Origin of the sequence: Anabaena sphaerica FACHB-251, assembly GCF_014696825.1 — a bacterium.
Lineage (GTDB): Bacteria > Cyanobacteriota > Cyanobacteriia > Cyanobacteriales > Nostocaceae > RDYJ01.
Genome location: NZ_JACJQU010000004.1, coordinates 199,975 through 224,149, shown reverse-complemented (window position 1 = coordinate 224,149; position 24,175 = coordinate 199,975). Strand labels below are relative to the sequence as shown.

At 42.9% G+C, this 24,175-nt stretch carries 22 protein-coding genes; 14 read left to right on the top strand and 8 right to left on the bottom strand.

Translation table 11 applies throughout. The annotated features are described in order from the left end of the window. The first annotated feature begins 907 nt into the window (after positions 1–907). The 9 genes from H6G06_RS09890 to H6G06_RS09850 all read left to right on the top strand — a co-directional run bounded on the left by H6G06_RS09890 (position 908) and on the right by H6G06_RS09850 (position 10,569). Positions 908–2,866 carry a phosphodiester glycosidase family protein gene (locus H6G06_RS09890; protein WP_190559550.1) on the top strand — a complete coding sequence of 653 codons (1,959 nt, stop codon included), beginning with the start codon at positions 908–910 and terminating at the stop codon, positions 2,864–2,866. A gap of 262 nt (positions 2,867–3,128) precedes the next feature. Next, a complete protein-coding gene (locus H6G06_RS09885) occupies positions 3,129–3,548 on the top strand; it encodes a phosphomannose isomerase type II C-terminal cupin domain (RefSeq protein WP_190559549.1) in 420 nt (139 codons plus the stop codon). Positions 3,549–3,671: 123 nt separating this feature from the next. Beyond that, a complete protein-coding gene (locus H6G06_RS09880; RefSeq protein ID WP_190559548.1) occupies positions 3,672–3,995 on the top strand; it encodes a HesB/IscA family protein in 324 nt (107 codons plus the stop codon). Positions 3,996–4,462: 467 nt separating this feature from the next. Further along, positions 4,463–4,846, top strand: a complete 384-nt coding sequence (gene rpsL / locus H6G06_RS09875; protein WP_096570169.1) for a 30S ribosomal protein S12 — start codon at positions 4,463–4,465, stop codon at positions 4,844–4,846. Between the two features lie 362 nt (positions 4,847–5,208). Beyond that, entirely contained in the window at positions 5,209–5,679 is a 471-nt protein-coding gene (gene rpsG, locus H6G06_RS09870) for a 30S ribosomal protein S7 (RefSeq protein ID WP_190559546.1), read from the top strand. Between the two features lie 137 nt (positions 5,680–5,816). Beyond that, positions 5,817–7,895 carry an elongation factor G gene (gene fusA, locus H6G06_RS09865; protein ID WP_190559544.1) on the top strand — a complete coding sequence of 693 codons (2,079 nt, stop codon included), beginning with the start codon at positions 5,817–5,819 and terminating at the stop codon, positions 7,893–7,895. Between the two features lie 22 nt (positions 7,896–7,917). Then, positions 7,918–9,147: an elongation factor Tu gene (tuf, locus tag H6G06_RS09860; protein WP_190559542.1), complete on the top strand. Its 1,230-nt coding sequence runs from the start codon at positions 7,918–7,920 to the stop codon at positions 9,145–9,147. Between the two features lie 181 nt (positions 9,148–9,328). Continuing rightward, entirely contained in the window at positions 9,329–9,646 is a 318-nt protein-coding gene (gene rpsJ, locus H6G06_RS09855) for a 30S ribosomal protein S10 (protein ID WP_010998474.1), read from the top strand. A gap of 269 nt (positions 9,647–9,915) precedes the next feature. Further along, the gene (locus H6G06_RS09850) at positions 9,916–10,569 is read left to right on the top strand and encodes an LON peptidase substrate-binding domain-containing protein (RefSeq protein ID WP_190559846.1); all 654 of its coding nucleotides are present in this window, start codon (positions 9,916–9,918) and stop codon (positions 10,567–10,569) included. A 33-nt stretch (positions 10,570–10,602) separates the two neighbouring features. Here the strand turns inward: H6G06_RS09850 and pheA are convergent, their stop codons facing one another. Further along, entirely contained in the window at positions 10,603–11,493 is an 891-nt protein-coding gene (pheA, locus tag H6G06_RS09845; protein WP_190559540.1) for a prephenate dehydratase, read from the bottom strand. Between the two features lie 105 nt (positions 11,494–11,598). Between pheA and H6G06_RS09840 the strand changes: the two genes are divergently transcribed. Then, entirely contained in the window at positions 11,599–12,186 is a 588-nt protein-coding gene (locus tag H6G06_RS09840; protein WP_190559538.1) for a DUF1997 domain-containing protein, read from the top strand. Positions 12,187–12,245: 59 nt separating this feature from the next. Here H6G06_RS09840 and H6G06_RS09835 read toward each other — a convergent pair whose 3' ends face one another. From H6G06_RS09835 to H6G06_RS09825, 3 genes are all read right to left on the bottom strand, one after another. Further along, a complete protein-coding gene (locus H6G06_RS09835) occupies positions 12,246–12,914 on the bottom strand; it encodes a ribonuclease HII (protein ID WP_190559536.1) in 669 nt (222 codons plus the stop codon). 8 nt (positions 12,915–12,922) lie between these two features. Further along, positions 12,923–15,049 carry a ribonuclease E gene (gene rne / locus H6G06_RS09830; RefSeq protein WP_190559534.1) on the bottom strand — a complete coding sequence of 709 codons (2,127 nt, stop codon included), beginning with the start codon at positions 15,047–15,049 and terminating at the stop codon, positions 12,923–12,925. A gap of 575 nt (positions 15,050–15,624) precedes the next feature. Beyond that, a complete protein-coding gene (locus H6G06_RS09825; protein ID WP_190559532.1) occupies positions 15,625–18,327 on the bottom strand; it encodes a TIGR03960 family B12-binding radical SAM protein in 2,703 nt (900 codons plus the stop codon). Positions 18,328–18,929: 602 nt separating this feature from the next. Between H6G06_RS09825 and H6G06_RS09820 the strand changes: the two genes are divergently transcribed. Beyond that, positions 18,930–19,127, top strand: coding sequence for a hypothetical protein (locus H6G06_RS09820; RefSeq protein ID WP_096570148.1), 198 nt, complete (start codon positions 18,930–18,932; stop codon positions 19,125–19,127). Positions 19,128–19,172: 45 nt separating this feature from the next. On the opposite strand, the gene H6G06_RS09815 is transcribed toward H6G06_RS09820, so the two are convergent. Next, complete coding sequence (locus H6G06_RS09815; protein WP_190559530.1) at positions 19,173–19,529, bottom strand: hypothetical protein; 357 nt, start codon at positions 19,527–19,529, stop codon at positions 19,173–19,175. A gap of 239 nt (positions 19,530–19,768) precedes the next feature. On the opposite strand from H6G06_RS09815, the gene clpS reads away from it, so the two are divergent. The 3 genes from clpS to H6G06_RS09800 all read left to right on the top strand — a co-directional run bounded on the left by clpS (position 19,769) and on the right by H6G06_RS09800 (position 21,236). Further along, positions 19,769–20,050 carry an ATP-dependent Clp protease adapter ClpS gene (clpS, locus tag H6G06_RS09810; protein WP_190559528.1) on the top strand — a complete coding sequence of 94 codons (282 nt, stop codon included), beginning with the start codon at positions 19,769–19,771 and terminating at the stop codon, positions 20,048–20,050. Between the two features lie 63 nt (positions 20,051–20,113). Further along, entirely contained in the window at positions 20,114–20,950 is an 837-nt protein-coding gene (locus H6G06_RS09805; RefSeq protein ID WP_190559526.1) for a CPBP family intramembrane glutamic endopeptidase, read from the top strand. Then, a complete protein-coding gene (locus tag H6G06_RS09800) occupies positions 20,943–21,236 on the top strand; it encodes a hypothetical protein (protein WP_190559525.1) in 294 nt (97 codons plus the stop codon). Before H6G06_RS09805 ends, H6G06_RS09800 begins: the two co-directional genes overlap by 8 nt. A 61-nt stretch (positions 21,237–21,297) precedes the next feature. Here the strand turns inward: H6G06_RS09800 and H6G06_RS09795 are convergent, their stop codons facing one another. From H6G06_RS09795 to H6G06_RS09785, 3 genes are all read right to left on the bottom strand, one after another. Further along, entirely contained in the window at positions 21,298–21,732 is a 435-nt protein-coding gene (locus H6G06_RS09795; RefSeq protein WP_190559523.1) for a DUF6918 family protein, read from the bottom strand. 405 nt (positions 21,733–22,137) lie between these two features. After that, a complete protein-coding gene (locus tag H6G06_RS09790; protein ID WP_190559521.1) occupies positions 22,138–22,779 on the bottom strand; it encodes a pentapeptide repeat-containing protein in 642 nt (213 codons plus the stop codon). Continuing rightward, positions 22,776–24,149 carry a DICT sensory domain-containing protein gene (locus tag H6G06_RS09785; protein WP_190559519.1) on the bottom strand — a complete coding sequence of 458 codons (1,374 nt, stop codon included), beginning with the start codon at positions 24,147–24,149 and terminating at the stop codon, positions 22,776–22,778. Before H6G06_RS09785 ends, H6G06_RS09790 begins: the two co-directional genes overlap by 4 nt. Between the last annotated feature and the right edge of the window lie 26 nt (positions 24,150–24,175).

Sequence of the window (24,175 nt, the reverse complement as noted above, 5' to 3'; positions counted from 1 at the left end):
TTTTAACTTCAGGTTTACTTTTTTGCTCACCCGTGTTAAAATATCCGCGTTATTTTTTTAAGTGTTTATGCACTGCACTTTTATAAAAAGTACCTTTATCTGGACAATCTGCTTTCCCTGACATTATGTTTATTTAGATGATGAAGCTAAGTATTTTTCAATCCCCTTTTAGCCAGATAAAGGGTATTCATCAGGATAACCTGCTTTGCTGTGCCTGAAATTCCATTTCAACTAAACACTCCCCTGTCTCGAAAGCTGCAATTCTCCTATTGCGTCAACAAATACAGCGTATTACACTATATTTTTATTATACCCATTTGACGATCCCTAAACTATATCTGTTGTGTATATTTTCGCTGGTTGTCCATTACCACCTTTCTGGTTGCTAACTAGAACTCACTGAATTCGCAAAAATAGCAGCCAAGATCCCAGTCCACGCTGCGCTATCAGTGAAGAGGGAATATTTGGATTTTGTGGAAACACCAGGACTACTATGATCATAGCCTGTTTGTGCCAAGGTGTTATTTAGAACAATTAGCCTTAGTAATTTCGGCGGTAAAGTTGCTTGCCAATTTTCACAGGATATAAATAGCCAATATATATAGTATCACCTTTATGGACAAGAAAAATAATAATTTTTGAAGATTTCCTGATAATTTAGTCAGATATCCTCTGGGATGGTAACTTTAGTTGAAGAGTCAGGGAACAGGGGACTGGGGATTGGAGACTGGGGAAAATAACCTATTGCCTATTAGACATCTTCAGTAAAAGATGTAGAGCCGAGAATCCCTACCCATGGAACGTCTCTACAAGAGTTTCACGTCACGCATATTTAATTTTCACCAGATGTCTATTGCCTATTCCCTATTGCCTATCCTCTGACAACTGACAGTTAAGGATCATAAAAATGCCGAATCTTTGCCGACAAGCATACTTCAATACCATTGACCTAATTAGCAATCGGCGGTTTTTTCGCTATTCTGTGTCGCCCATTCTTTCGACGGCATTGTGCTTAATTGCTACCTGTGCCACTAACGCCAAACAGCCGCCGACAACTCCTCAAACTCTCCCCAATTTGACTTCTCAGCTACCAACACCATCATCAGGTACTCAAATTACCCTCAATGGTCGTACTTTAGTAGGAGGATGGTTACAGCAACAGGGAATAGCTGGTACAGTGATAACTCATCTCAGTGATGGGGCGCTGAGGCAATTGATGGGAGTAGATTTATTAAATACCACTAATCCTCAACTACAACCAGTAGAGTGGTTTTCTTCACTCACACCACCACTAGCTTTAAACGCCAAACTGTTGGGAGGATATCGCTATTTAGATATTTCTAGTTTTGCTCAAACAGCAGGCTGGCAAATGCAAGCGAATGGCAATACTTTGGTAATTTCTACCCCTCAAGCAAAAATAAACAATATTCGTCAGGGAAAACAAACTTGGGGCGATCGCCTCGTTGTTGATTTAGATCGTCCCACTCCCTGGAAAGTTACACAAGGTCAACCGATAAAAAGACCCGTAAACCCCAACGCGCCAACTTCCCAACCCCCTGGACCACCAAATAGAGAGTGGCTCATTATCCTAGATAGTACGGCTGATAATGCCTTAATTCAACGCTATACACCCCAGCCACCAATATCACCACCAGACCAGTCAAAACAATTAACCTTAGAAGTAACCCCTGAACCCCTGATTCAACAGGTGGAGATGGTCAGTAACCAAACTAATATTCGTCTGAGTGTCCCCTTTGGTTCATCTCCCCGAATCAGCACCCTTGCTAATCCTAGTCGCTTAGTTATCGATATTCGACCTGATGCTTTAGTAGCACGGGATATTACCTGGTCTAAGGGATTACGCTGGCAACAAAGATTTATAAATTCTGGTACACAAAGCTTTCCCGTCGTTTGGTTAGAAATTAATCCTCGCGTGCTTGGGTTAACATTAAAACCAATGTGGGCAAACCCAGAAAGCCAAACAGGTACTGCTCCCTTGATGCAAACAGCACAGCGTTATTTAGCCGTAGCAGGCATTAACGGGGGTTATTTTAACCGCAATAACAAATTACCTTTGGGCGCAGTACGTCGAGATAATCAGTGGGTATCAGGACCTATTCTCAACCGAGGTGCGATCGCTTGGAATGATTCTGGAGAATTTTATTTTGGCCGCCTCACTTTAAACGAAACTTTAATCAGCACCAATAACCAGCCTTTACCAATTCTTTTTCTTAACAGCGGCTACGTACAAAATGGTATTGCCCGTTATACCCCTCTTTGGGGGTCTACTTACACACCCCTCACAGATAATGAAATCATCCTCCTCGTCCAAAAAGACCAAATTACCAACCAGCTATCAGGTGGTAAAGTAGGTGTAACCCCCATTCCTATTCCTAAAGACGGCTACCTTCTTACCCTACGCGGTACGGCTACCAATAACGCACCTAAATTACCTGTTGGCACAAAAGCCACTATTTCCAGTTCCACCACCTCTGCTGATTTTAGCCGTTATCCCCACATTATCGGCGCAGGTCCACTTTTGATCCAAAATCGGCAAATTGTCCTCGATGCTGAAGCCGAAAAATTCAGCAATGCCTTCATCGCCGAAAAAGCTGTTCGCAGCGCCATTTGCACCAATACCGCAGGTAATTTGATGATTGCAGCCGTACATAATCGCCCTGGAGGACCAGGACCTACATTAGCCGAACACGCACAATTAATGCAGGTTATGGGTTGTGTGAATGCCCTGAATTTGGACGGTGGTAGTTCTACTAGTTTATACTTGGGAGGGCAATTACTCGACCGTTCACCCAATACAGCCGCCCGTGTCCATAACGGTATTGGTATTTTCCTTAACCCACGGTAGATAACCTATCGATTCAAAACTAAAAATGCAAAATTAGAAACAATATTTTTAAAGTTGAGAACAAGCTGACATTCTCTTTAATGAAGAGTTAGTGTAGACCCAGGACTTTTGCTAGTAATGGGTTAGTCCATGACCTTTCATTTTGCTATGGTTAGCAAAGTGAAATTGAATTGCTCATTTTCCCGTTAGCGATATCAATCACCATCGTTTCAGTAAATATTAAGAATAATAACTTCTTGGTATGTTTCCAAATGAGGTAACTATGACTCAATTTACACAAGCCGTCCCCAACAATACTCTCACCCTCAGCGCCACCATTAATACTAAAGGCGTGGCTGCCGGTGAACTACGCCCTTGGGGTTCTTTTACAGTTTTAGAAGAAGGAAGAGGTTACAAAATTAAACGCATCGAAGTTAAACCAGGACACCGCCTCAGTCTACAAATGCACCACCATCGTAGTGAACACTGGATCGTCGTTTCCGGCACTGCCAAGGTAGTTTGTGGTGAAAGCGAAGTTTTACTCAGTAATAATGAGTCTACTTATGTACCACAATGCACTGTTCATCGCTTAGAAAATCCTGGCGTAATTCCCTTAATTTTGATTGAAGTTCAAAATGGCGAGTACTTGGGCGAAGATGATATTATTCGCTACCAAGATGACTATGCTCGTAGTGACAAGTGACTGGGGACTGGGGACTGGGAACTGGGAAAGAATTTTCTCCCCTGCTCCCCTGCTCCCCTGCTCCCCTGCCTCCTAAACTCCTGTAATATTGAATATGGATGTTCTGATTGCTACCAAAATTCCATGATTCATTTGAGTCCAGCCGCCACGAACGAGATCGGGCGATTAAAATCCAAACAACAGCCAAATATACTGTTTCGCTTGCGGGTGAAACCAGGTGGCTGTTCGGGTTGGTTATACGATATTTCCTTTGATGAAGCCGTCAAAGTTGAAGATCAGGTTTTTGACGTTAATAACATTCAACTGGTCATAGACAAAGAAAGCATAAAATATATCCACGGTTTGACCCTAGACTATTCAGAAGATCTTATGGGTGGAGGTTTTCGCTTCTACAACCCCATCGCCACCGCTTCCTGTAGCTGTGGTAATTCTTTCTCTATGGCATAGGCAACAGGCAAAAATGAATTTTCACCAGTCCCCAGTCCCAAACCTCCTGAACGGCAGTTAGTTGCTCCACTTGGGGAGCCACCCCATCACAAGGGTAGGTATTTTACATTGTCCTGAGGGCAAGACTTGGGGGACAAGGTAGACAAGGGAGGAAAACCGTACAGGATTATGTTTTTTTGGTAACGATAACACTCCGTTAAAAGACTATTTCGCATCTAAAATCTTCCTTGTCTACAATACCTCCTTGTCTTCCTAGTCCTGCCTTCACAGATAATATTAAAAACCTACCCCTGTGAGGGAGCCACCCCGCCCTTGCAGGTTTCCCGATTTGTAGGGAGTGGCGTGAGACCCCAAGACTGTACTGCCTCCTCCTGACTCCTCAAAAAAAAATTGACGTAAAAACCTAAAAAACGCTATAATCAGGATTTGTTAAAATAGAACATAAGCAGCTTAACGCGCTGTAACTCATGCCAACAATACAGCAGCTAATCCGTAGTGAACGCGAACTAGCGCGTCAGAAAACCAAGTCCCCTGCTCTGAAACAATGTCCTCAACGTCGAGGAGTATGTACCAGAGTATATACAACCACTCCCAAAAAACCAAACTCAGCCCTCCGCAAAGTAGCAAGGGTCAGACTAACTTCTGGATTTGAAGTCACAGCTTACATTCCAGGTATTGGCCACAACTTGCAAGAACACTCTGTTGTGATGATTCGTGGTGGTCGGGTAAAGGACTTACCAGGCGTGAGATACCACATTATTCGTGGCACCTTAGATACAGCCGGAGTTAAAGACCGGAAACAAGGGCGTTCCAAATATGGAACTAAGCGCCCAAAAGAAGCCAAAAAATAGGAACTAGGCGATTAATCGCATCAATAACGATTAATCGTCTGATTTCAGTCCCGATAAAACACAGAATCTAGCGGCGTATTCTTGTTTAAGAAATTAAGCTGTAACTTGGACTAAGCAAGCAAGTGTAAGAGTTTAAAAGCAGAATACACAGAAGCGATGGCAGCACTTTAATGTCAAGATTGAAGTTAATAATGTTGTCGCCTGGCGTTTCTGGTCAAGGGTTAACAGGTCAATTAGTTTAGCTTTATTGCAATTAAAGCCAAAACTCAGGGAAATTTAAGCGGCTGTTTAGACCGCTTTTAGCTTCCTATGTTCTGATAACATATAATTTCGTTGCCAAATTCCGAATTCAAGGATGAAGTATGTCTCGTCGTGGTGTTAGTCAAAGGCGCTCAGTTCCGCCTGACTCAGTGTATAACAGTCGCCTCGTTAATATGATGATGCGGCGGATAATGCGTCATGGCAAAAAGTCACTTGCCGCCAGAATTGTTTATGATGCTTTAAAAACTATTGAAGAGCGCACTGGTGGTAGTGCTTTGGAAACATTTGAAAGAGCAGTGCGTAACGCAACTCCTTTGGTGGAAGTAAAAGCTCGACGAGTAGGTGGAGCAACTTACCAAGTACCAATGGAAGTACGTTCTGATCGGGGGACTACCCTGGCATTGCGTTGGTTAGTACAATTTTCTAGGTCTAGGCCAGGGCGCACCATGGCCAGTAGATTAGCAAATGAGTTAATGGATGCTGCTAACGAAACAGGAAGCGCCATTCGCAAGCGGGAAGAAACGCACCGCATGGCTGAAGCGAACAAAGCATTTGCACACTACCGTTACTAAGTGGAGCAGCGATATATCGCTTGATTGAAAGCGGTATATCGTCAGTTCTTGCAAAAGACGGTTTTCCGTAAAAGTATAGAATCTTAACAAAGAGTAATATACAAGATATCATGGGGCAAAAATTATAGGAGGTAACTGTGGCACGCATAAACCCGCTGGAGAAAGTACGCAATATCGGTATTGCGGCGCATATAGATGCGGGCAAAACGACGACAACAGAGAGAATATTGTTTTACTCTGGGATAATTCATAAAATTGGTGAAGTTCACGAAGGAACTGCTGTAACAGACTGGATGGATCAGGAGCGGGAGCGGGGAATTACCATTACTGCTGCTGCGATTAGCACCAGCTGGAAAGATCATCAAATTAACATTATTGACACTCCAGGCCACGTTGACTTCACAATTGAAGTTGAACGTTCCATGCGTGTGTTAGATGGTGTAATCGCCGTCTTTTGTTCCGTAGGTGGTGTTCAACCTCAATCTGAGACAGTATGGAGGCAGGCAGATCGCTATAAAGTGCCTCGAATCGCTTTTATTAACAAGATGGATCGCACAGGTGCGAACTTCTTTAAAGTACACGAGCAAATGCGCGATCGCTTGCGGGCAAATGCCATTGCTATTCAACTGCCAATAGGTAGTGAAAACGACTTTAAAGGCATCATTGACTTGGTGCGGATGTGTGCATATATTTATGCCAACGACCAAGGAACCGATATTCAGGAAACAGAAATTCCTGACGAATTACAAGCACAGGTAACAGAATACCGCACTAAGCTAATAGAAGCCGTAGCGGAAACCAGTGATGCCCTGATGACTAAGTACTTCGAGGGTGAAGAACTTACAGAAGCCGAAATTCGTACTGCCCTGCGTAAAGGTACAATTGCCGGAACAATCGTACCCGTGCTTTGTGGTTCAGCATTCAAAAATAAAGGTGTGCAGTTGATGCTGGATGCAGTTGTAGATTACCTGCCAGCACCAATTGAAGTACCACCAATTCAAGGCTTATTGCCAAATGGCGAGACTGTTGAACGCCGGGCTGATGACAGCGAACCTCTAGCTGCTCTGGCATTCAAGATCATGGCTGACCCCTACGGTCGCCTAACCTTCGTTCGTGTTTATTCTGGTGTATTGAAAAAGGGTAGCTACGTCCTTAACGCCAGTAAAGACAAGAAAGAACGGATTTCCCGCCTGGTGCTGATGAAAGCAGATGATCGACAAGACGTGGATGAACTACGAGCAGGTGATTTAGGCGCTGCACTGGGATTAAAAGATACCTTGACAGGTGATACCCTTTGTGATGAAGGATCACCAGTGATACTGGAATCCCTATTTATTCCTGAGCCTGTGATCTCGGTAGCGGTTGAACCCAAAACCAAGAACGACATGGATAAGCTGTCAAAGGCACTACAATCTTTGTCAGAAGAAGATCCTACCTTCCGTGTCCGTGTTGACCCAGAAACTAACCAAACCGTGATTGCGGGGATGGGAGAGTTACACCTGGAAATTCTCGTAGATCGGATGTTACGTGAATTCAAGGTAGAAGCCAACGTGGGTGCGCCACAAGTAGCTTACCGGGAAACAATTCGTAAAGCTGTAACCAGAATAGAAGGTAAATTTATCCGCCAAAGTGGTGGTAAAGGCCAGTACGGTCACGTTGTGATTGATTTGGCTCCAGGAGAACCTGGCACTGGCTTTGAATTCGTCTCCAAAATTGTCGGTGGTTCTGTACCTAAAGAGTATATAAACCCCGCAGAACAGGGAATGAAAGAATGTTGTGAATCTGGTGTTGTCGCTGGATATCCACTCATTGATGTCAAAGCTACCTTGGTAGATGGCTCCTACCACGATGTAGACTCTTCAGAAATGGCTTTCAAAATCGCTGGTTCAATGGCGATGAAAGAGGCAGTATCGAAAGCTTCTCCCGTACTGTTAGAGCCTATGATGAAAGTAGAGGTAGAAGTTCCTGAAGACTTTATCGGGAACGTTATTGGCGACCTCATTGCCCGTCGGGGGCAGATTGAAGGGCAAAGCACTGAACAGGGACTCGCTAAGGTGTCATCCAAAGTCCCACTAGCGACTATGTTTGGTTACGCCACAGATATCCGGTCTAAGACCCAAGGCCGGGGTATCTTTACGATGGAATTCAGCCACTACGAAGAGGTGCCTCGCAGCGTGGCTGAAACTATCATTGCAAAAAGCAAAGGGAACGCATAATTAAAAAAGGAAACGAGCATTCATGGCACGCGCAAAGTTTGAAAGAAATAAACCCCACGTTAATATCGGTACTGTTGGCCACGTTGACCACGGTAAAACTACTTTAACAGCAGCTATTACCATGACTTTGGCAGCTATGGGTCAGGCTGTAGCTAAGGGCTACGACCAAATCGATAACGCTCCCGAAGAAAAAGCACGGGGTATTACAATCAATACCGCTCACGTTGAGTATGAAACCGAAAAGCGGCACTATGCTCACGTAGACTGTCCCGGACACGCTGACTATGTGAAAAACATGATCACTGGTGCGGCTCAGATGGATGGCGGTATTCTGGTAGTTGCTGCTACCGACGGTCCTATGCCCCAAACCCGCGAACACATCCTGTTGGCAAAACAGGTAGGTGTTCCCAGCTTGGTTGTCTTCTTGAATAAAGAAGATTTAATGGATGACCCAGAACTTTTGGAATTAGTAGAATTAGAACTCCGGGAACTGCTGACCAGTTATGATTTCCCCGGTGATGATATCCCCATTATCAAAGGTTCTGGTCTACAAGCTTTGGAAGCAATGGCCAAGAATCCTAAGACCCAACGGGGAGAAAACCCCTGGGTAGATAAAATCTATGAACTGATGGATGCTGTAGATTCTTACATTCCTACTCCTGAGCGTGCTGTTGACCAGCCCTTCCTGATGGCTGTGGAAGACGTGTTCTCCATCACAGGTCGTGGTACGGTGGCTACCGGTCGGATTGAACGCGGTATTGTCAAAGTTGGTGATAACGTTGAATTGGTAGGTATTAGAGATACTCGCGCCACCACCGTAACCGGAATTGAAATGTTCAAGAAGAGTCTTGAACAAGGTATGGCTGGAGATAACGCAGGTGTACTACTCCGGGGTATTCAAAAGGCTGATATTGAACGGGGTATGGTAATTGCCAAGCCAGGTTCAATTAAGCCTCACACCAACTTTGAAGGTGAAGTTTACGTTTTGACTGAGAAAGAAGGTGGTCGGAAAACACCATTTTTCGCAGGTTATCGTCCTCAGTTCTATGTACGGACAACTGATGTAACTGGTACCATTCAAAGCTACACCGCTGACGATGGTAGCGCCGTAGAAATGGTAATGCCAGGCGATCGCATCAAAATGACAGTAGAACTAATCAACGCGATCGCGATTGAGCAAGGTATGCGTTTCGCTATTCGTGAAGGTGGCCGGACAATTGGTGCAGGTGTAGTATCCAAGATTCTGAAATAGAACTCACCTTTTTGCTCTGATGATCAGGGAGCAGGGATGCTGAAAATTCATCTCTGCTCCTTTTATTTCCCACAAATGATCTGAGATTTTGGATTTTGGATTTTGGATTGAATCTAAAATCTCAAATCTTAAATATAAACATCTAAACATCTAAAAATTCACAGAACCTGGAAAACTGAAGATGGCAACTTTACAGCAGCAGAAGATTAGAATTCGCTTACAGGCTTTTGACCGACGTTTATTGGATACATCTTGCGAGAAGATTGTAGACACAGCTAACCGGACTAACGCTACAGCTATAGGACCTATTCCTTTACCAACAAAACGGAAGATATATTGCGTGCTGCGCTCACCTCACGTAGATAAAGATTCCCGCGAACATTTTGAAACCCGCACCCATCGTCGGATTATTGATATTTACCAGCCTTCTTCTAAAACTATTGATGCGCTGATGAAGTTGGATTTACCATCTGGTGTAGATATCGAAGTCAAATTGTAATTACTCAGCAGTCATTGGTCAGTGGTCATTGAGAACAGGGAACAGGGAAGAGGAGAAATAAATATTTTTTTGCCTGTTGCCTGTTGCCTTTTTCCACTCATAACTGAGCATTGACAACGGATATTTTTTTGGTATGAATATTAACTCAGCCTTGAGAAAATTTATCTCAGGGCTTTTTATTAGCGATAAAACAAATGATAAAATATAAACAAAGTACGGGAAAAGCAGGAAAAAAATATTTTAAGAATAAAATTTATACTCAAGTAACAATGACATCCTCTTCTAAAATTGCCGTCCGCGAACTACCTCTGTTCCCGTTGCCCGAAGTGGTTCTGTTTCCCACCAGACCATTACCCCTACATATATTTGAATTTCGCTACCGAATCATGATGAACACGATTTTGGCAGGCGATCGCAGGTTTGGAGTCTTGATGGTCGATCCCATCAAAGGCACAATAGCTAATGTTGGATGCTGTGCGGAAATTATTCATTGTCAGCGGTTGCCCGATGACCGGATGGAGATGTTAACTTTGGGACAGCAAAGGTTTCGGGTTTTAGAGTATGTGCGTGAAAAGCCCTATCGCGTGGGTTTAGTAGAATGGATCGAAGACCATCCACCATCTCAAGATCTGCGACCTTTAGCTACTGATGTGGAACAGCTACTACGAGACGTTGTCCGTCTTTCAGCCAAGTTAACTGAAAAAGATATTGAACTACCAGAAGATTTACCCGATTTACCCACAGAGCTATCTTACTGGGTGGCAAGCAACCTTTATGGTGTCGCTCCCGAACAGCAAGCATTGTTAGAAGCACAAGACACATCTGCTCGTTTGCAAAGAGAAGCCGAAATTTTGACTTCTACTCGCAATCATCTAGCAGCACGTTCTGTTCTCAAAGACACATTTAAAAATATGAGTCAATAATCAACACTCTGTTGATGCAACGAATCATGCTAGTTAGGTGCTAATTGTTAAGACACTATAGCTGCCAAAAATTTTTAAAACTTCAGTGCAAGTGTTTAATTCCGCTAAAGCTGATTCCATGAGCGGTGAGTTTACGGCTGCTTCCACATCGAGAAAAAATAAGTATTCTCCCAAAGAACGCTTGGTAGGACGAGATTCAATGCGGCTGAGATTAATTCCCAGATGAGCAAATACTTCCAGGGCTTTGACTAGTGCGCCTGGTACATTAGCAGGGACGCTAAAAGCTAGGGATGTGTGAGTGGGGGTTAACAACTCTTCCCCCTTACTCGCTTGACCCACTACCCAAAAGCGTGTGCAGTTTTCGGGATAGTCGTTAATTCCACTGGCGAGGATAGGTAAATTATAAAGTTCGCCGGCTCTGCTAGAAGAGATTGCCGCTGTTGTAGGTGCTTGTGGGAGTTGCTCTAGTGCTTCTGTGGTGGAGTTACTAGAAATTAAATTGGCATTGGGCAGAAATTTTGCCAACCATCCTTGACATTGTGCTAATGCTTGAGGATGAGAATAAACGGTTTCAATGTTATCTAAGCTATTGGCACAGGAAATTAAAGCATGATTAATGGGCAAAACCAAAGCCTGTTTGATACGCAAGCTATCTAACTGCCAGAGGCTATCCATTGTCATGCTTACACTGCCTTCAATGGAATTTTCCACAGGCACAACAGCTATATCAGCTTGTTGTGTAATTACAGCTTGTAATGATTTAGCAATTGTGGGGTAAGGAGATAAGGTGGCTTCTATCTCTTCATTGCTTTTTAGCCAGTTGAGATAAAAAAAAGCTGCTTGTTCGGAGTAAGTTCCTGGGGGTCCTAAATGTGCGATCGCTGTTCCCGTAGCATCTCGCTGATCAGGTTGAGATTTTGCCATTGTTAAACTCTTTTGAGTGATTATGAATAAAGTTGTTGATTTTATGCAAATCAATTTAGGTTATTAAAAAATATTACAATTAAAACATATTGCTTTAATTTACTCATGGCTACCAAGTTTACTGCCTCTCAATCGGTCGAAATTGCTGTCCCCAAGCAGCCTATTCCCATTCAGCACTACTTGCGTCAGCCTCAACGTTTGGTGAAAACTTTGGCTGACAACAGTAGGATTCAACAGTTGTCTGAGGAAGTGTTTCGCTTAAAAATGCGTCCTCTGACTTTTCTGTCGTTGAGTATTCAACCTACTGTAGACATGAGAGTTTGGGCAGATTCCCAAGGAACGATTTATCTACGTTCTGTTGGTTGTGAAATCCTGGGTTTTGAGTATATTAACCAACGTTTTGCTCTCAATTTAAAAGGATATTTGTCGCCCTACCACATCAGTAATGAGACTCGGCTACAAGGAAAAGCCGATCTAGAAGTGCTGGTAGATATTCCCCAACCATTTTCCCTAACTCCAAAGTCGATTTTGGAGGCCACCGGCAATGGGTTGCTTAAAAGCGTATTATTGACGATCAAACAAAGATTATTACATCACCTCCTAGCTGATTATCGCACTTGGGTAATTTCACAAACGCAAACAAATGAGATTGTCGATGATAATACAGAGTTACCAATTCTGAACTTTGAGTAAACTTTTAGGTGATTGGTAATTAATTACTATTGCCTTCTGCCTCCTAGCTTTTGCCTGCCTCATAATTCAATTTGGCAAGGACGAAAAGAGAGACGATGTAGGGGTGATGGACCGTATTTTTGCAGAGCCAGCAAATGTCGCTGGCTCCCATAACCCTTATTACGCTCTAGTTCATACATAGGATACTTGGATGCCAAGCGCAGCACTAGATCATCACGCCAAACTTTTGCCATGATACTAGCAGATGCAATGTTGAGCGATCGCTCATCACCCTTAACAATAGTTTGTTGTGGTATTAGTAAATCTTTTACCATCTGATTGCCATCAACTAAGCAAAGCGTAGGCTGTACCTTCAGCTTCAGTACAGCCCGCTTCATTGCTAACAGCGTTGCTTGCAAAATATTTAACTTGTCAATCTCCGCAGTTGAAGCATAACCAATTTTCCAGTCTAAAGCCAGCCCATCAATTTGCTGTGCTAACTGAGTTCTGCGAGAACTAGACAACTTTTTGCTGTCTTTAATCTTTGCTGCCATGAGTATTGGCAAAGCTTGAGTCGGTAAGATCACGGCTGCGGCAACCACAGGTCCGAATAACGCACCTCGTCCCACTTCATCTACACCTGCAACCAACCCATGAATATCGGAGCAACTGGAAAGCTCCAACCAGCTTGATTCTTCCCAGGGTGAAGTTGAAGACACAGATGCAGATGTTGGCTCTGTCTCTACCATAACAGCCGTTAACTGTCCTCCAGTGCTGAAGAACGACGACGACGGCGGCGATTAGGAATAGAAGTGTTATTTAGTTCCTCATCATCGGTCAAAGAGTCAAATCCCGTGGATTTAGAATCTTCCAGAGGAGGCTCAATGATTGATTTTGGGAAGGATGGTTCTTCTACCTCAACCTTTGGTGTAGGCATTTTGACTCTGGTAAATTCAGACCTAGTTATCTCGGGAAATGCGGTTTCTGAGGTCGATTCAGTTGTGGTATTTGGTGTTTGTCCAGGTTGAACAATGTTAAAAATCACAGATTTGGGATTTTTAGCCTCTGACTCTAACTTGACACCGGGAGAAATTCCCATCAAGGCAAACATATCTTGTTCCTGGACTGTCATTTCTACAGACACAATCTGTGGCGGTTCTACGACCGGTTTGACTGGGTCTATCTTCACTTTAGTCCGCTCTGGTCTTTCAGTCCAACCAGATTTGCCCAGAGTAGGTGTTCGTGAAGTGTCTCGTTCCCGCAGGTTATCGGAGAGAAGAGAGGGAAGTTCTGGTGTGGAGGCTAGTTCACTGTCACTATCCAAGTCTAAATCTGAATCATTGCCAAACCCTAATGGATTGCCTAACCTGACTTCATCTTTGCCGTTGGTGCCATTGATGCCAATTCGGCTGCGACGGGTGCGGGTGCGACGTTTGTTATCACCCAATTCTTGATAACTGGGATGGTTGATCAGATTGATAGGACTGATTTCAGCATCACTTTCAAATCCTTCCCCAAAGCCATCATAAGTTTCCCTGGTTTCCCTGATTTCTGGGATACGTGCAGCTGGTGTTCTGACTTCTCTTTGCGGCATCGGTGTAAACCGATCAGGTATATCTGCTGCGGGGATAGGCATCCGGTTTTCTAATTCCCCTGGTAAGCGCACAGTATGCCCTAAACCGCCACAGGTGGGGCAAGTTTCGCCAAACAATTCATAAATATTTTGACCTTGGCGTTTGCGAGTGAGTTCTACTAAACCTAACTCGGTCAGTTGGGCAATTTGCGGACGAGCTTTATCAGCTTTGAGGGCTTTGTTAAAGTGTTCTAAAACTTGTAATTGGTCGCGCCGTGATTCCATATCAATGAAATCTACTACAATCACACCAGCAATGTTTCGTAGTCTTAGTTGGCGGGCAATTTCTGTAGCCGCTTCGCAGTTTGTCCACAGGACGGTTTCTCTAGCTGTTGCCGATCGCGTGAAGGAACCGGAGTTCACATCAATTACCGTTAATGCTTCCGTTGGCTCGATAATAATGTAACCACCAGAAGGTAAGTCTACTCTAGGACGGAGAGCTTCACGAATGGCGGCGTTGATGCGGAAGTATTCTAAAATGGGCGAGCGATCGCGATGGTGGTCAATGAGTACACCTTGTGGTGTTTGACCTCCACTCCAGTTCTGTAAATACTGCTTGACTCGTCGCAAACCAGTACTGGAATCAACCACAATCCGATTGACATCCGCACCGTACATATCCCTCAAGACACGCTGGATAAAGTCATCATCACGGTTGAGTAGGGCAGGAGCGCGGGTAGATTGTGCTTCTTGCTGAATGACTTCCCATTGCCTTTGCAGCACTTCTAAGTCTTCAATAATTGCTTCTTCTGGTTTGCCTTCGGCTTCTGTTCGCACCAGCACACCCATACCAGCTGGTTTAATTAAAATTGCCAGGGCGCGTAGGCGGTTGCGCTCACTTTCGCTCTTAATTCGCCGGGACAGATTCACACCTCTACCATAAGGCATCAGGACTACGTAACGTCCAGGTAGGGTGATGTTACCTGTGAGCCTGGGTCCTTTTGTTCCCGTTGGCTCTTTCATCACTTGCACCAATACTTTTTGCTGTGGTGTGAGCAGTTCAGTAATGGCTGCGGAACTACGCTTGAGTTTCAGTGGTCCCAAGTCAGTGACGTGAATAAAACCGTTACGTTCTGGATCGCCGATATTGACAAAAGCTGCGTCTATACCAGGTAAGACATTTTCTACTACACCTAAGTAGATATCACCAATTTGATGATGACCAGTGGCAACAACGAGTTCTTGTATTTGATCTTCCGAAAAGACAGCAGCAATTTGATGCTGCTCTGCGATAATAATTTGTTTTGGCATTCAAGTTCCTCAAAAATTGGCAGCACCAATGGGGATTAGAAGGAGCTTATTTTATAGCTCTAGCCCCTACTGGCAGCCCTACAAGGCGCTACTGGTAATAAAAATTCCTTTCTCTGACATAGCTTCCCACAATTGGAAGCTGTTAACAAGACTGTAATTGCGTTTACACGCCTGATTATTCCAGAACGGTTGCATATGTTTTCAGTAATTAAATCAACCGTCTGTGGTTGATTTCTGAGCCAATACCTTTACCATCTAGGGTGTCGGTATTAGTGCAGGTGTTGTAAAAAGCATAGAGCTAGAGATCAGGCGTAAAGCTATTGTTAGTTACTGATTCACAAGGTAGCTATAGAGAGAGTGTTCTTTAATCTGCCTCAGTTTGTCTGGGATACAATCCTAGAATTGCCACTCTAATATGTTTGCTTGCTGTCCCTGATTATCAGGGTAGTGAACCAGTTCATTCAACGCAGCGCCAGAAAATTTCTCTTCACTTCATTCTAGCGCAACCTTGCTAAAAATCAATTCCTATCACTATGCTCATTAGGGGTAACTACTAGCAAGTTGCCCTTGAGGAATTATGTTCCTAAAACTAGCCGATTGCGGTGAATATGCAAGAGGTGAAATTCTGCACAAGCCACTATTTCTAGTATAGACAATATTTGCTCAGGACGCAAGTTTACACCGTCATGACGACAGCTACCCAAATAACGCAATATAGCTTTAGACTCGGCTGGGGAGTTTTCGGCTTGTAGTAATTCGATTTCAAACAAGCGATCGCGCAGATTTATGATTTGCTGCTTGCCTGATTTAGTCGTATGCTCTGACAAAATCTCGTTTTTGGCTGTAATAGCCGCAATCCAATCTTGCCATTGTCCTGCTTCTATGTTTCTCGGTGTGGACACAGTGAGTATATACTCTGCTGCTTGCATAGATTGGTTAGCTGCGGGTGCTTTCAAATCTATCTCTTCCACTTGGTATATGGGTATATCTAAAGGCAGTTGACTGACTAGTTGAGTACGAAAACTCCCTACATCCATTGGTTGAGTTAACTCAATATCGACAATTTCACCGCTGCTGGTGCTTCCCAAGGATAAAGCACTAGCCAGAGCAATTCGCGGATGGGGATGAAATCCACCAGTAAAGGCCACTGGTAAACCTGCTCTCCGCATCACTCTGTCAAACAAACGCATTAAATCCAAGTGACTTACCAGAGCGAGATCACCTTGTTTGCCAAACCAAACCCTAAAGCGTTGTGCTTTGGTGGTATTGGGGACAAACTCGCCGGCAAATTTAGGAATTGCAGGTGGTTCGATGACGATATTGTGACCAAAATCAGTACCACAGACACCGCAATGAGAACAACCTTCAAACGAGCAATCGGGAACAATTGCTGCTTCTAGAGCGCGTTTTAAGTCCTCTTGCAGCCACTTTTTATCAATCCCGGTATCAATGTGATCCCAAGGTAAGGGAAGATCGAGAGGTGAAGAAGGTGACAGATGACAGGTGACAGGTGACAGTGTTTCCTCTTTTCTGTTCCCTGTTCCCTGTTCCCTGTTCCCTACAGAGAAAAGATTCCATTCCCCATTTTCCACCTGACGGTATTTCCAGTCTAGATCAGCTTCGGATATGGCATTTTCCCAAGCGTTAAAGGCTGTTTCTACACTGTCATACCAAGAATCCATCCCTGCACCCAATTCCCAAGCACGTCTCAATACTTTACCTAAAGAGCGATCGCCCCGTCCTATAAAGTCTTCCATCGCTGAAAGGCGAATATCAGTAAAATTCACCTTCACATTGCGAATACGTCGAAATTCTTGCCGCAGCAAACTTTGCTTGCGCTTAAACTCAGATGTAGAAACCGAATGCCATTGAAAAGGTGTATGCGGCTTGGGTGTAAAATTGGAAATCGTCAAATTAAAGCTAAGAGGTTTTCTTCCCCTGCCTCGACATTCTCGCTGTAACCAGCTTACGGTTTCCGTAATGCCCAAAACATCGGCATCTGTTTCCCCCGGTAAACCAATCATGAAATACAGCTTGATTTTATCCCAGCCTTGTTCCCAAGCTGTTTTTACTCCCCGCAATAATTCTTCATTTGTCAAGCCCTTATTTACAATGTCCCGCATCCGCTGGGTGCCGGCTTCAGGAGCAAAAGTCAAGCTACCTTGTCGCGTACCTCCCAAAATATTGGCAATATTTTCATCAAATCGGTCTACTCTCTGACTGGGTAATGTTAGGGAAATATTTTCGTTTTTTAGGCGATTTTTGATTTCCATCCCCACTGCGGGTAAGGATAAATAATCAGAACAACTCAGCGATAATAGGGAAAATTCATTGTAACCTGTTGCCCGCATTCCCGCTTCGATAGCTTCTACCACCTTTTCTGGTTCTACATCTCGTGCGGGACGAGTTAACATTCCTGGTTGACAAAAGCGACAGCCACGAGTGCAACCGCGTCTAATTTCAATTGTCAGGCGATCATGCACTGTCTCGACATAGGGAACTAAGCCAATAGAATAAGCGGGAATTGGTGTTGCTACTCGCCTAAGAATTCGTTTTGGTACATCTGGACGCAGGGGATGTACTGCACCACTCTCTTGCATTTCATAAAACTGAGGCACATAGACACCGGGAATTTGTGCCAAGTCCAGTAATAGTTCTTGACGACTCAAACGTGATTTTTTCCCTTCTTCTACTACTAAACCAATTTCTGGTAATAGTTCCTCACCATCTCCCAAAACAATAAAGTCAAAGAAATCCGCGTAAGGTTCTGGGTTAGATGTTGCAGTCTGTCCACCAGCGAAAATTAGGGGGTATTGGTGATTGGGAATAGTCGCTTCCCCTGCTTCCCCTGCTTCCCCTGCTCCTCTTTCCTGCCTCTGTTTCCATGTAAGAGGAATTCCTGCTAAATCCAACATTTCCAAGATGTTGGTTGCCCCTAGTTCATAACTAAGGCTAAAACCTAAAATATCAAATTCTGTCAGCGAGCGTTTCGACTCTACCGCAAACAAGGGTGTTTGGGTAGCCCGAAGTTTTGCCCCTAAGTCTGGTCCTGGTAGATAAGCGCGATCGCATAACTGATTTGGTTGGGCATTCAAAATATTATAAAGAATAATATGCCCCAAATTAGATGCACCGACTTCATATACTTCCGGGTAGGTTAACACCCAGCGTACAGTTGCCGTATCCCAAGGCTTATGTACTGCTAAACGCTCGTTACCCAGGTAACGGGCAGGTTTTAAAATATCCGATGTTATTAATTGCTCAACTAAAACAGCCACTTTGCTATCTTCTAGCTAACTTAAATTACAACTTATCTCCTTCAACTTAGCATTGATTCGGACTTTCACCCGGATTTCTCATGGTAAATTAGAACTTATTTACACAATTTTACATGAGTTGGCAGTCCAAAACCCATTTATTCATCTGCCATTCGTACAGAATTACTCCTGAATCCTGATTCCTGATTGATAACTGTTTTTTCTGAGATTGACTATCACCAGAAGTGTCTTTACTGAATCTTTATTGCTTTGGTGCTGTTGTTTAAAGATTGTTATAATTGCATGGTAAAATGTATTGATATATACATTTTTTTTACGAGAGTTAAAAAACAATCTACATAGACAGCCAAAATGCAGATTCATCTTCTGTCGTGATGATCATAAACCTTGGTATAGCTCTAAATCCAAGGATTTAAGCCAAAATAACCGCTGATGCTCACCCTGGTTTTGACTTAATTGAGGGTAAAAATCTGGGTCGAAACAGAACTATGTATCTAAAATTGCGCCGTGATCCAAATCACTAAATTCCAGATACCTGGATCACTTTTTATACCGATGCTAATCTTGGATAATGGGTAATAATTAAAGTTGGTTTATTCTTTATGAACACACAATACGCCATTCGTCAACTAGTAGAAAAAGCGTTGCACATAAAAAAATTAACGCCAGAAATAGAAAATGAGATCAATTCAGAACTGACTCAACTAGGTTACATATCTGACGTTGACTACGAAGCTCTAGAATTGTTAATGGCAGAGATGGATGCGGGTCGAGTGCAGTTAGTCCCACGCTGGGGGTAATCATCCCCAATAACTTCTAAATTGTTAAATTCTGCCTTGATAAATTCACAATTCTTTACCATCTTGGGAAGCTTGCCACAGTTGGTGAATAAACTGATTGAGTTGCTGTTGAGCAACCGTATCTGTGTCAGCTTTTGGTTCTTTGGGTAAAAGTTGGCTCAATAAACTGATTACTTCTGTATCTAAAGCAGGCCGAAATAAATTTACAGGCCATAACAAGTCGGACGCATCTCGCAGATCAGTGATTAGGGGTAGTTCGTGGGTGAAGTTAGCCAATAGCAAAGGACGCACCCAGCATAAACCACGAGAAGTCACAACTTGTACGACTTCAGTATAAAGATTTCTGTTGCCATAATCCAAAGACACAATTTGTCCCGGTTGAAAGTTGGGGCTAATATCCATAGCAGCAGAAGAGGAAGCAAAGATTTTGTGGTATTTTTCTTAATTTTAGAAGTAACACTGCTGTAGTATTATGATTATGCTGAAAATTTTCTGCTCTTCAATGCTAGTAACGGCCACACAGTCGGATTTTTCTGGCTGGAATGGGAACGGAAATGTTATAGAATTAAGTAAACAACTGTTAAGCAAATGCTAAACAGAAACTCTATTGTAGTAAGTCAACGATAAAAGAGCAAAGAGCAGTGTCAGTCGAAACTATTGAAAAGCCTTCCACAACCCGCAAGCTCGCGCCTCGGTATCGCGTTTTGCTGCATAATGATGACTATAATTCTATGGAGTATGTGGTTCAAGTTCTAATGACCACTGTACCGAGTATTACCCAGCCCCAGGCTGTTAGCATCATGATGGAAGCCCACAGTAACGGATTAGCTTTAGTAATTACCTGCGCTTTGGAACACGCTGAGTTCTATTGTGAAACTTTAAAAAGTCATGGTTTGAGCAGCACTATTGAACCTGATGAATAGTTATTGGTCATTAGTCATTGGTCATTAGTAGTATATTGTTCACTGATGATAGTTGACTAATCCATGACAAAAATTAATCTAGCTCAAATCGCCCAAAGCCCTGCCCCTTTAAGGCTGGGTTGCTTTATTTCGGCTTTGTTAGTTCTATGGTTGCCTTTTGCAGCACCTATATATTTACTTGTGGAAGATACTAATTTAGAAAGTATCTTAACAATGGTGTTACTTTATATACAGTTTATTTTTCTGGTCAAGCTATGGGGTAAGCGAGTCTATCAGCAACCTCAGATATTAACTCATTATGGTTTAGAGTTTTCACGCCTAAATGGTGTAAATTTTGTCCAAGGTTTGGCTCTGGGATTAATTAATATTTTAATTGTATTTGCTTTACAAGGTTTGTTAGGTTGGTTGGTATGGCAACAACCGAAAGTTTTTTTGTTGAAAATAATTTTAGAAGGGTTACTGGTTGGTTTCGGTGTAGGTTTTGCTGAAGAATTATTATTTCGTGGTTGGTTATTGGATGAGTTGAAAAGAGATTATAGTATAGGTTTAGCAACTTGGATAGATACCATTTTATTTGCTGTCGCACATTTTATTAAACCTTTAGAGGCTATTATTCATACTTTGCCACAATTTCCGGCTTTAGTGTTGTTAGGATTAACGCAAGTATGGGTGAAACACTGGAAAAGAGGGCGTTTAGGTTTACCTATTGGTTTACATGGTGGTTTAGTTTGGGGTTATTATATTATTAATGTGGGAGAATTAACAAAATATTCCGGTGTAGTTCCTGACTGGGTAACAGGTGTGAATAATAATCCTTTACAGGGAGTGATGGGAGTGCTGTTTATGGGTGGACTGGCTTGGTGGATGAGGGGCAAAGCATTAAAAGTTAATTATGATTAAATATCTTGTTATCTTACTGTTATTAATACTTTTTTGCTCTTTCACCTCTCCAGCTTGGGCTATTGTCTGCCGCCATTATGATATACATGAAATTTGCATTCTTACGATTAAACGCAGTGCTAAAAAATATTGGGAATACAGTGCTTCTGTAAGTGTAGATGGTGTAAAAATACCTGTGGAAATTTATAACTGTCGTGCTAAGTTTAAGGTGAATAAAGATGGAACTGTTTCCCAATTTAGAGAAAATAGTCCTGGTGAAATGATTTGCAGTTTTTTTAAGAAGTAAATAATAATGGTGGCGGGCAGGATGCCCACCCTACAATACACCCCAAGATAGTTGTAGGTTATTAAGCAGTGTATTTATTAAGAATTTGAGCTAAACCGGGTACAGCTTCTTCTACGTGGTTTTTGACTGAATTGCGAAGTTTATTATAGATACCTTTTAAAGTTGAGTTGCTACTTTTCTGAATACGGACATCAGTAACACTTAACAGTGCATCTGCTGTACGAGAACGGTTGGCGATCAGGTATCGGGCAGGATCGTCTGTTTTTAAGCCTTCCTCCCATATAGGTTCCAGTGCAGCGAAAGATTGTGGTAAAAGACGTTCAATCGCACCAGCACAATATCCGGGACTAATTCCTTTAATAGCACCATAGCCAGCTTTGATGGCCAGTCCAGAAATTCCACCTATGGAAGCAACTTGTGTTTCTAATAAATTGGTGCAATCAGCCACCAGTGTTTGTCTTTTATTATCATCTGCAAGACCATCAATCAGCGCCATGTTGATTTTCCTCAATACCAATGTGTTGATATTATATTCAAAGTGGGTTGTGTCACAAACAGGAAACTACAGCAAAATCTTATTTATTATTTATTTGGTGCGGTAAAAACGCGCCAAATAATAAACACAGTAAATGTTAAATAAGCGAATACTGTGAACCATTCTTGGGTGCGACTAAAGGCATCATTCATAAGATATCTAGAATTATAGGACTCCTTCCATCTGAATTATCTGAAACCCTTTTCCCTCTTGCCTTTTGCCTACCTACGCAAATAATTATGGCTACACCTCCCGTAAGGGATATATATCAAACCGGATTCCTATATATCTTCTGGCTAGTCATTGGTGAGTCAGAGGGGAGGCTTACCTGAAATTAAATTTGTATGGCAAAATATCAAACTAAAATTATTCAGGAAAAACTTCCAGTATTGTACCTACCACACAAGCTTGTTCTAAATTTGCGCCGATTAAATTTGCAGCTTCTAACTCTACACAAAGTAAATTAGCTCCGGTTAAATTCGCCCCGGCTAAGTTAGCTTCTCGTAAGTCTGCTTCTTCAAGATTGGCTTGAGTTAATAATGCCCCTTGCAAATCAGCGCGACTCAAATCTGCACCTTTAAGATTTGCTCCTATCAGGTTAGCACCACGTAAGTCAGCACCTCGAAAGTCAACTCCTTGCAAGTTAACATTCATTAAATTAGCACCATTCAAGAAAGCACCTGCTAAACAGGCATCGGTGAGTATAGCACCCATGAAGTTAGCACCACGCAAATTAGCTCCCCGCAAGTCCGCACTGGTTAAATCCGCTTGCATCAAGTTTGCTCCCATCAGGTTAGCCCGCAAGTCAGTTTCTTGCAGGTTAGCCCCCATTAAATTTGCGCCTTCAAAATGTGCGCCTTCCAGCTTTGAACCAGCAAAGTTAGTACCAACAAGGGTAGCACCGGCTAAGTTGACGCGGCTTAAATCGATTTGGGATAGTTCCTCGTCTTCTAAGTCTGATCCTGGGAGTTCTTTAATTTTTCCTAATCTTATGGCTTCAATATTCATTGGGGATAACTGGTTGTCTCACTACTTTTGCTGTGGCTGTCCCATCGGGAATCAAGTAACCACATACTACTACTAACTTTGGGTGTCATGATGGATAAATTGAGTCCCTGTTGTAAACCCATGACTAACAAAGTTAGGGTATCTATTAGTTTAGGATCAAAGCGGGTAGATTGTTGCTGTCGGCATTGATCCAGGGCTTGAGTTAATATATCTTGCCCACTTGTGTCTGAGTATTTTTGCTGACTCACTCGCCATTGGAAGTCTGCTGCTAATGCCAAAATTCTTGATTCTAAGGGAATTTCATCCCCAGCTAAACCTGCTGGTTCTCCTGTGCCATTCCACCACTCGGTTTGATGGGTGATAATTTGGGCTACGGCTCGTAGTCGGGGCATTGTTCGCAATACCTGCACCCCTGGAATTAGAAGACAGCTAGGTGCTTCTTCGTCACCTGTGGGTGCTGAGAGGATGCTTTCAGTTTGTTGAAGTGGGTCGATGCGGTGTAGTAACCCTGCTAGACGTAATCTTTTAATTTGCCATGCGGGTAAGTCTAGCAGTTGTCCCATTGTTTCGGCGATCGCTGCTACTTCTGCTGCGGCCATGGGGTTGTGGATATCTGCTATATCCATCAGTTGTGCCATCCGCAAAAATGCCTGGACTTCGTTAGAAACTAAGTTGCGATTCAGAGTATTTTCGCGTGTGGCTGTGGATGAAGATAAAGTATTTTCACCCGTCTTTAAGTAGTCAATGACACGGGAGACAACTGCACCTATCTCTTCTGGCGCAGCCATTTCTGTCTGAATGGCTTGTTTATGGTCTGTGAGTTTTTGGGCTAGTTCTGGGTTGTATTTGGCGATGTGAGCGATCGCTAACTCTGCGGCTTTTAACACCAAATCCGGCTCAAATGTCCACATTCCATAAAATTTACGCTCCAAATCCGACCCTGGTAGCCCTCCAATCCCATAATCCTCATCTGATAATTCTTGACAAATTACCATTGATGTGTATTGGGGAGAAAGAATAATCAAGTGCCATTCTTGGGCTAACGGATCAGCTGTTTGTAGTTCCACCAAATCTACATTTGCTAGTTGACTAGTGGAATGTTCTCCAAAACCAGCATCACTAGTAGCAATAATCGCAATATCCCGGCTACATTTAGCAATCTCTGCATATCTTTCGGCTTCTTGCAGATACCATTTGCCCCGTTGGAAACAGGTAATGACTATCGGCTGATCTTCTTTATTTAAAATATGGTCTTCCAAAGCGTGACACAGAGCAACTAAAGTGTTTTTGTAATACACTCCAAAGCGAATAGGTCTGGTACTATGGCGATAAGCTATTTCTAATTGTTGGAGAATTGAACCTTCTAGCATGAGTTTTGGTAAAAAAAAACGCAGAT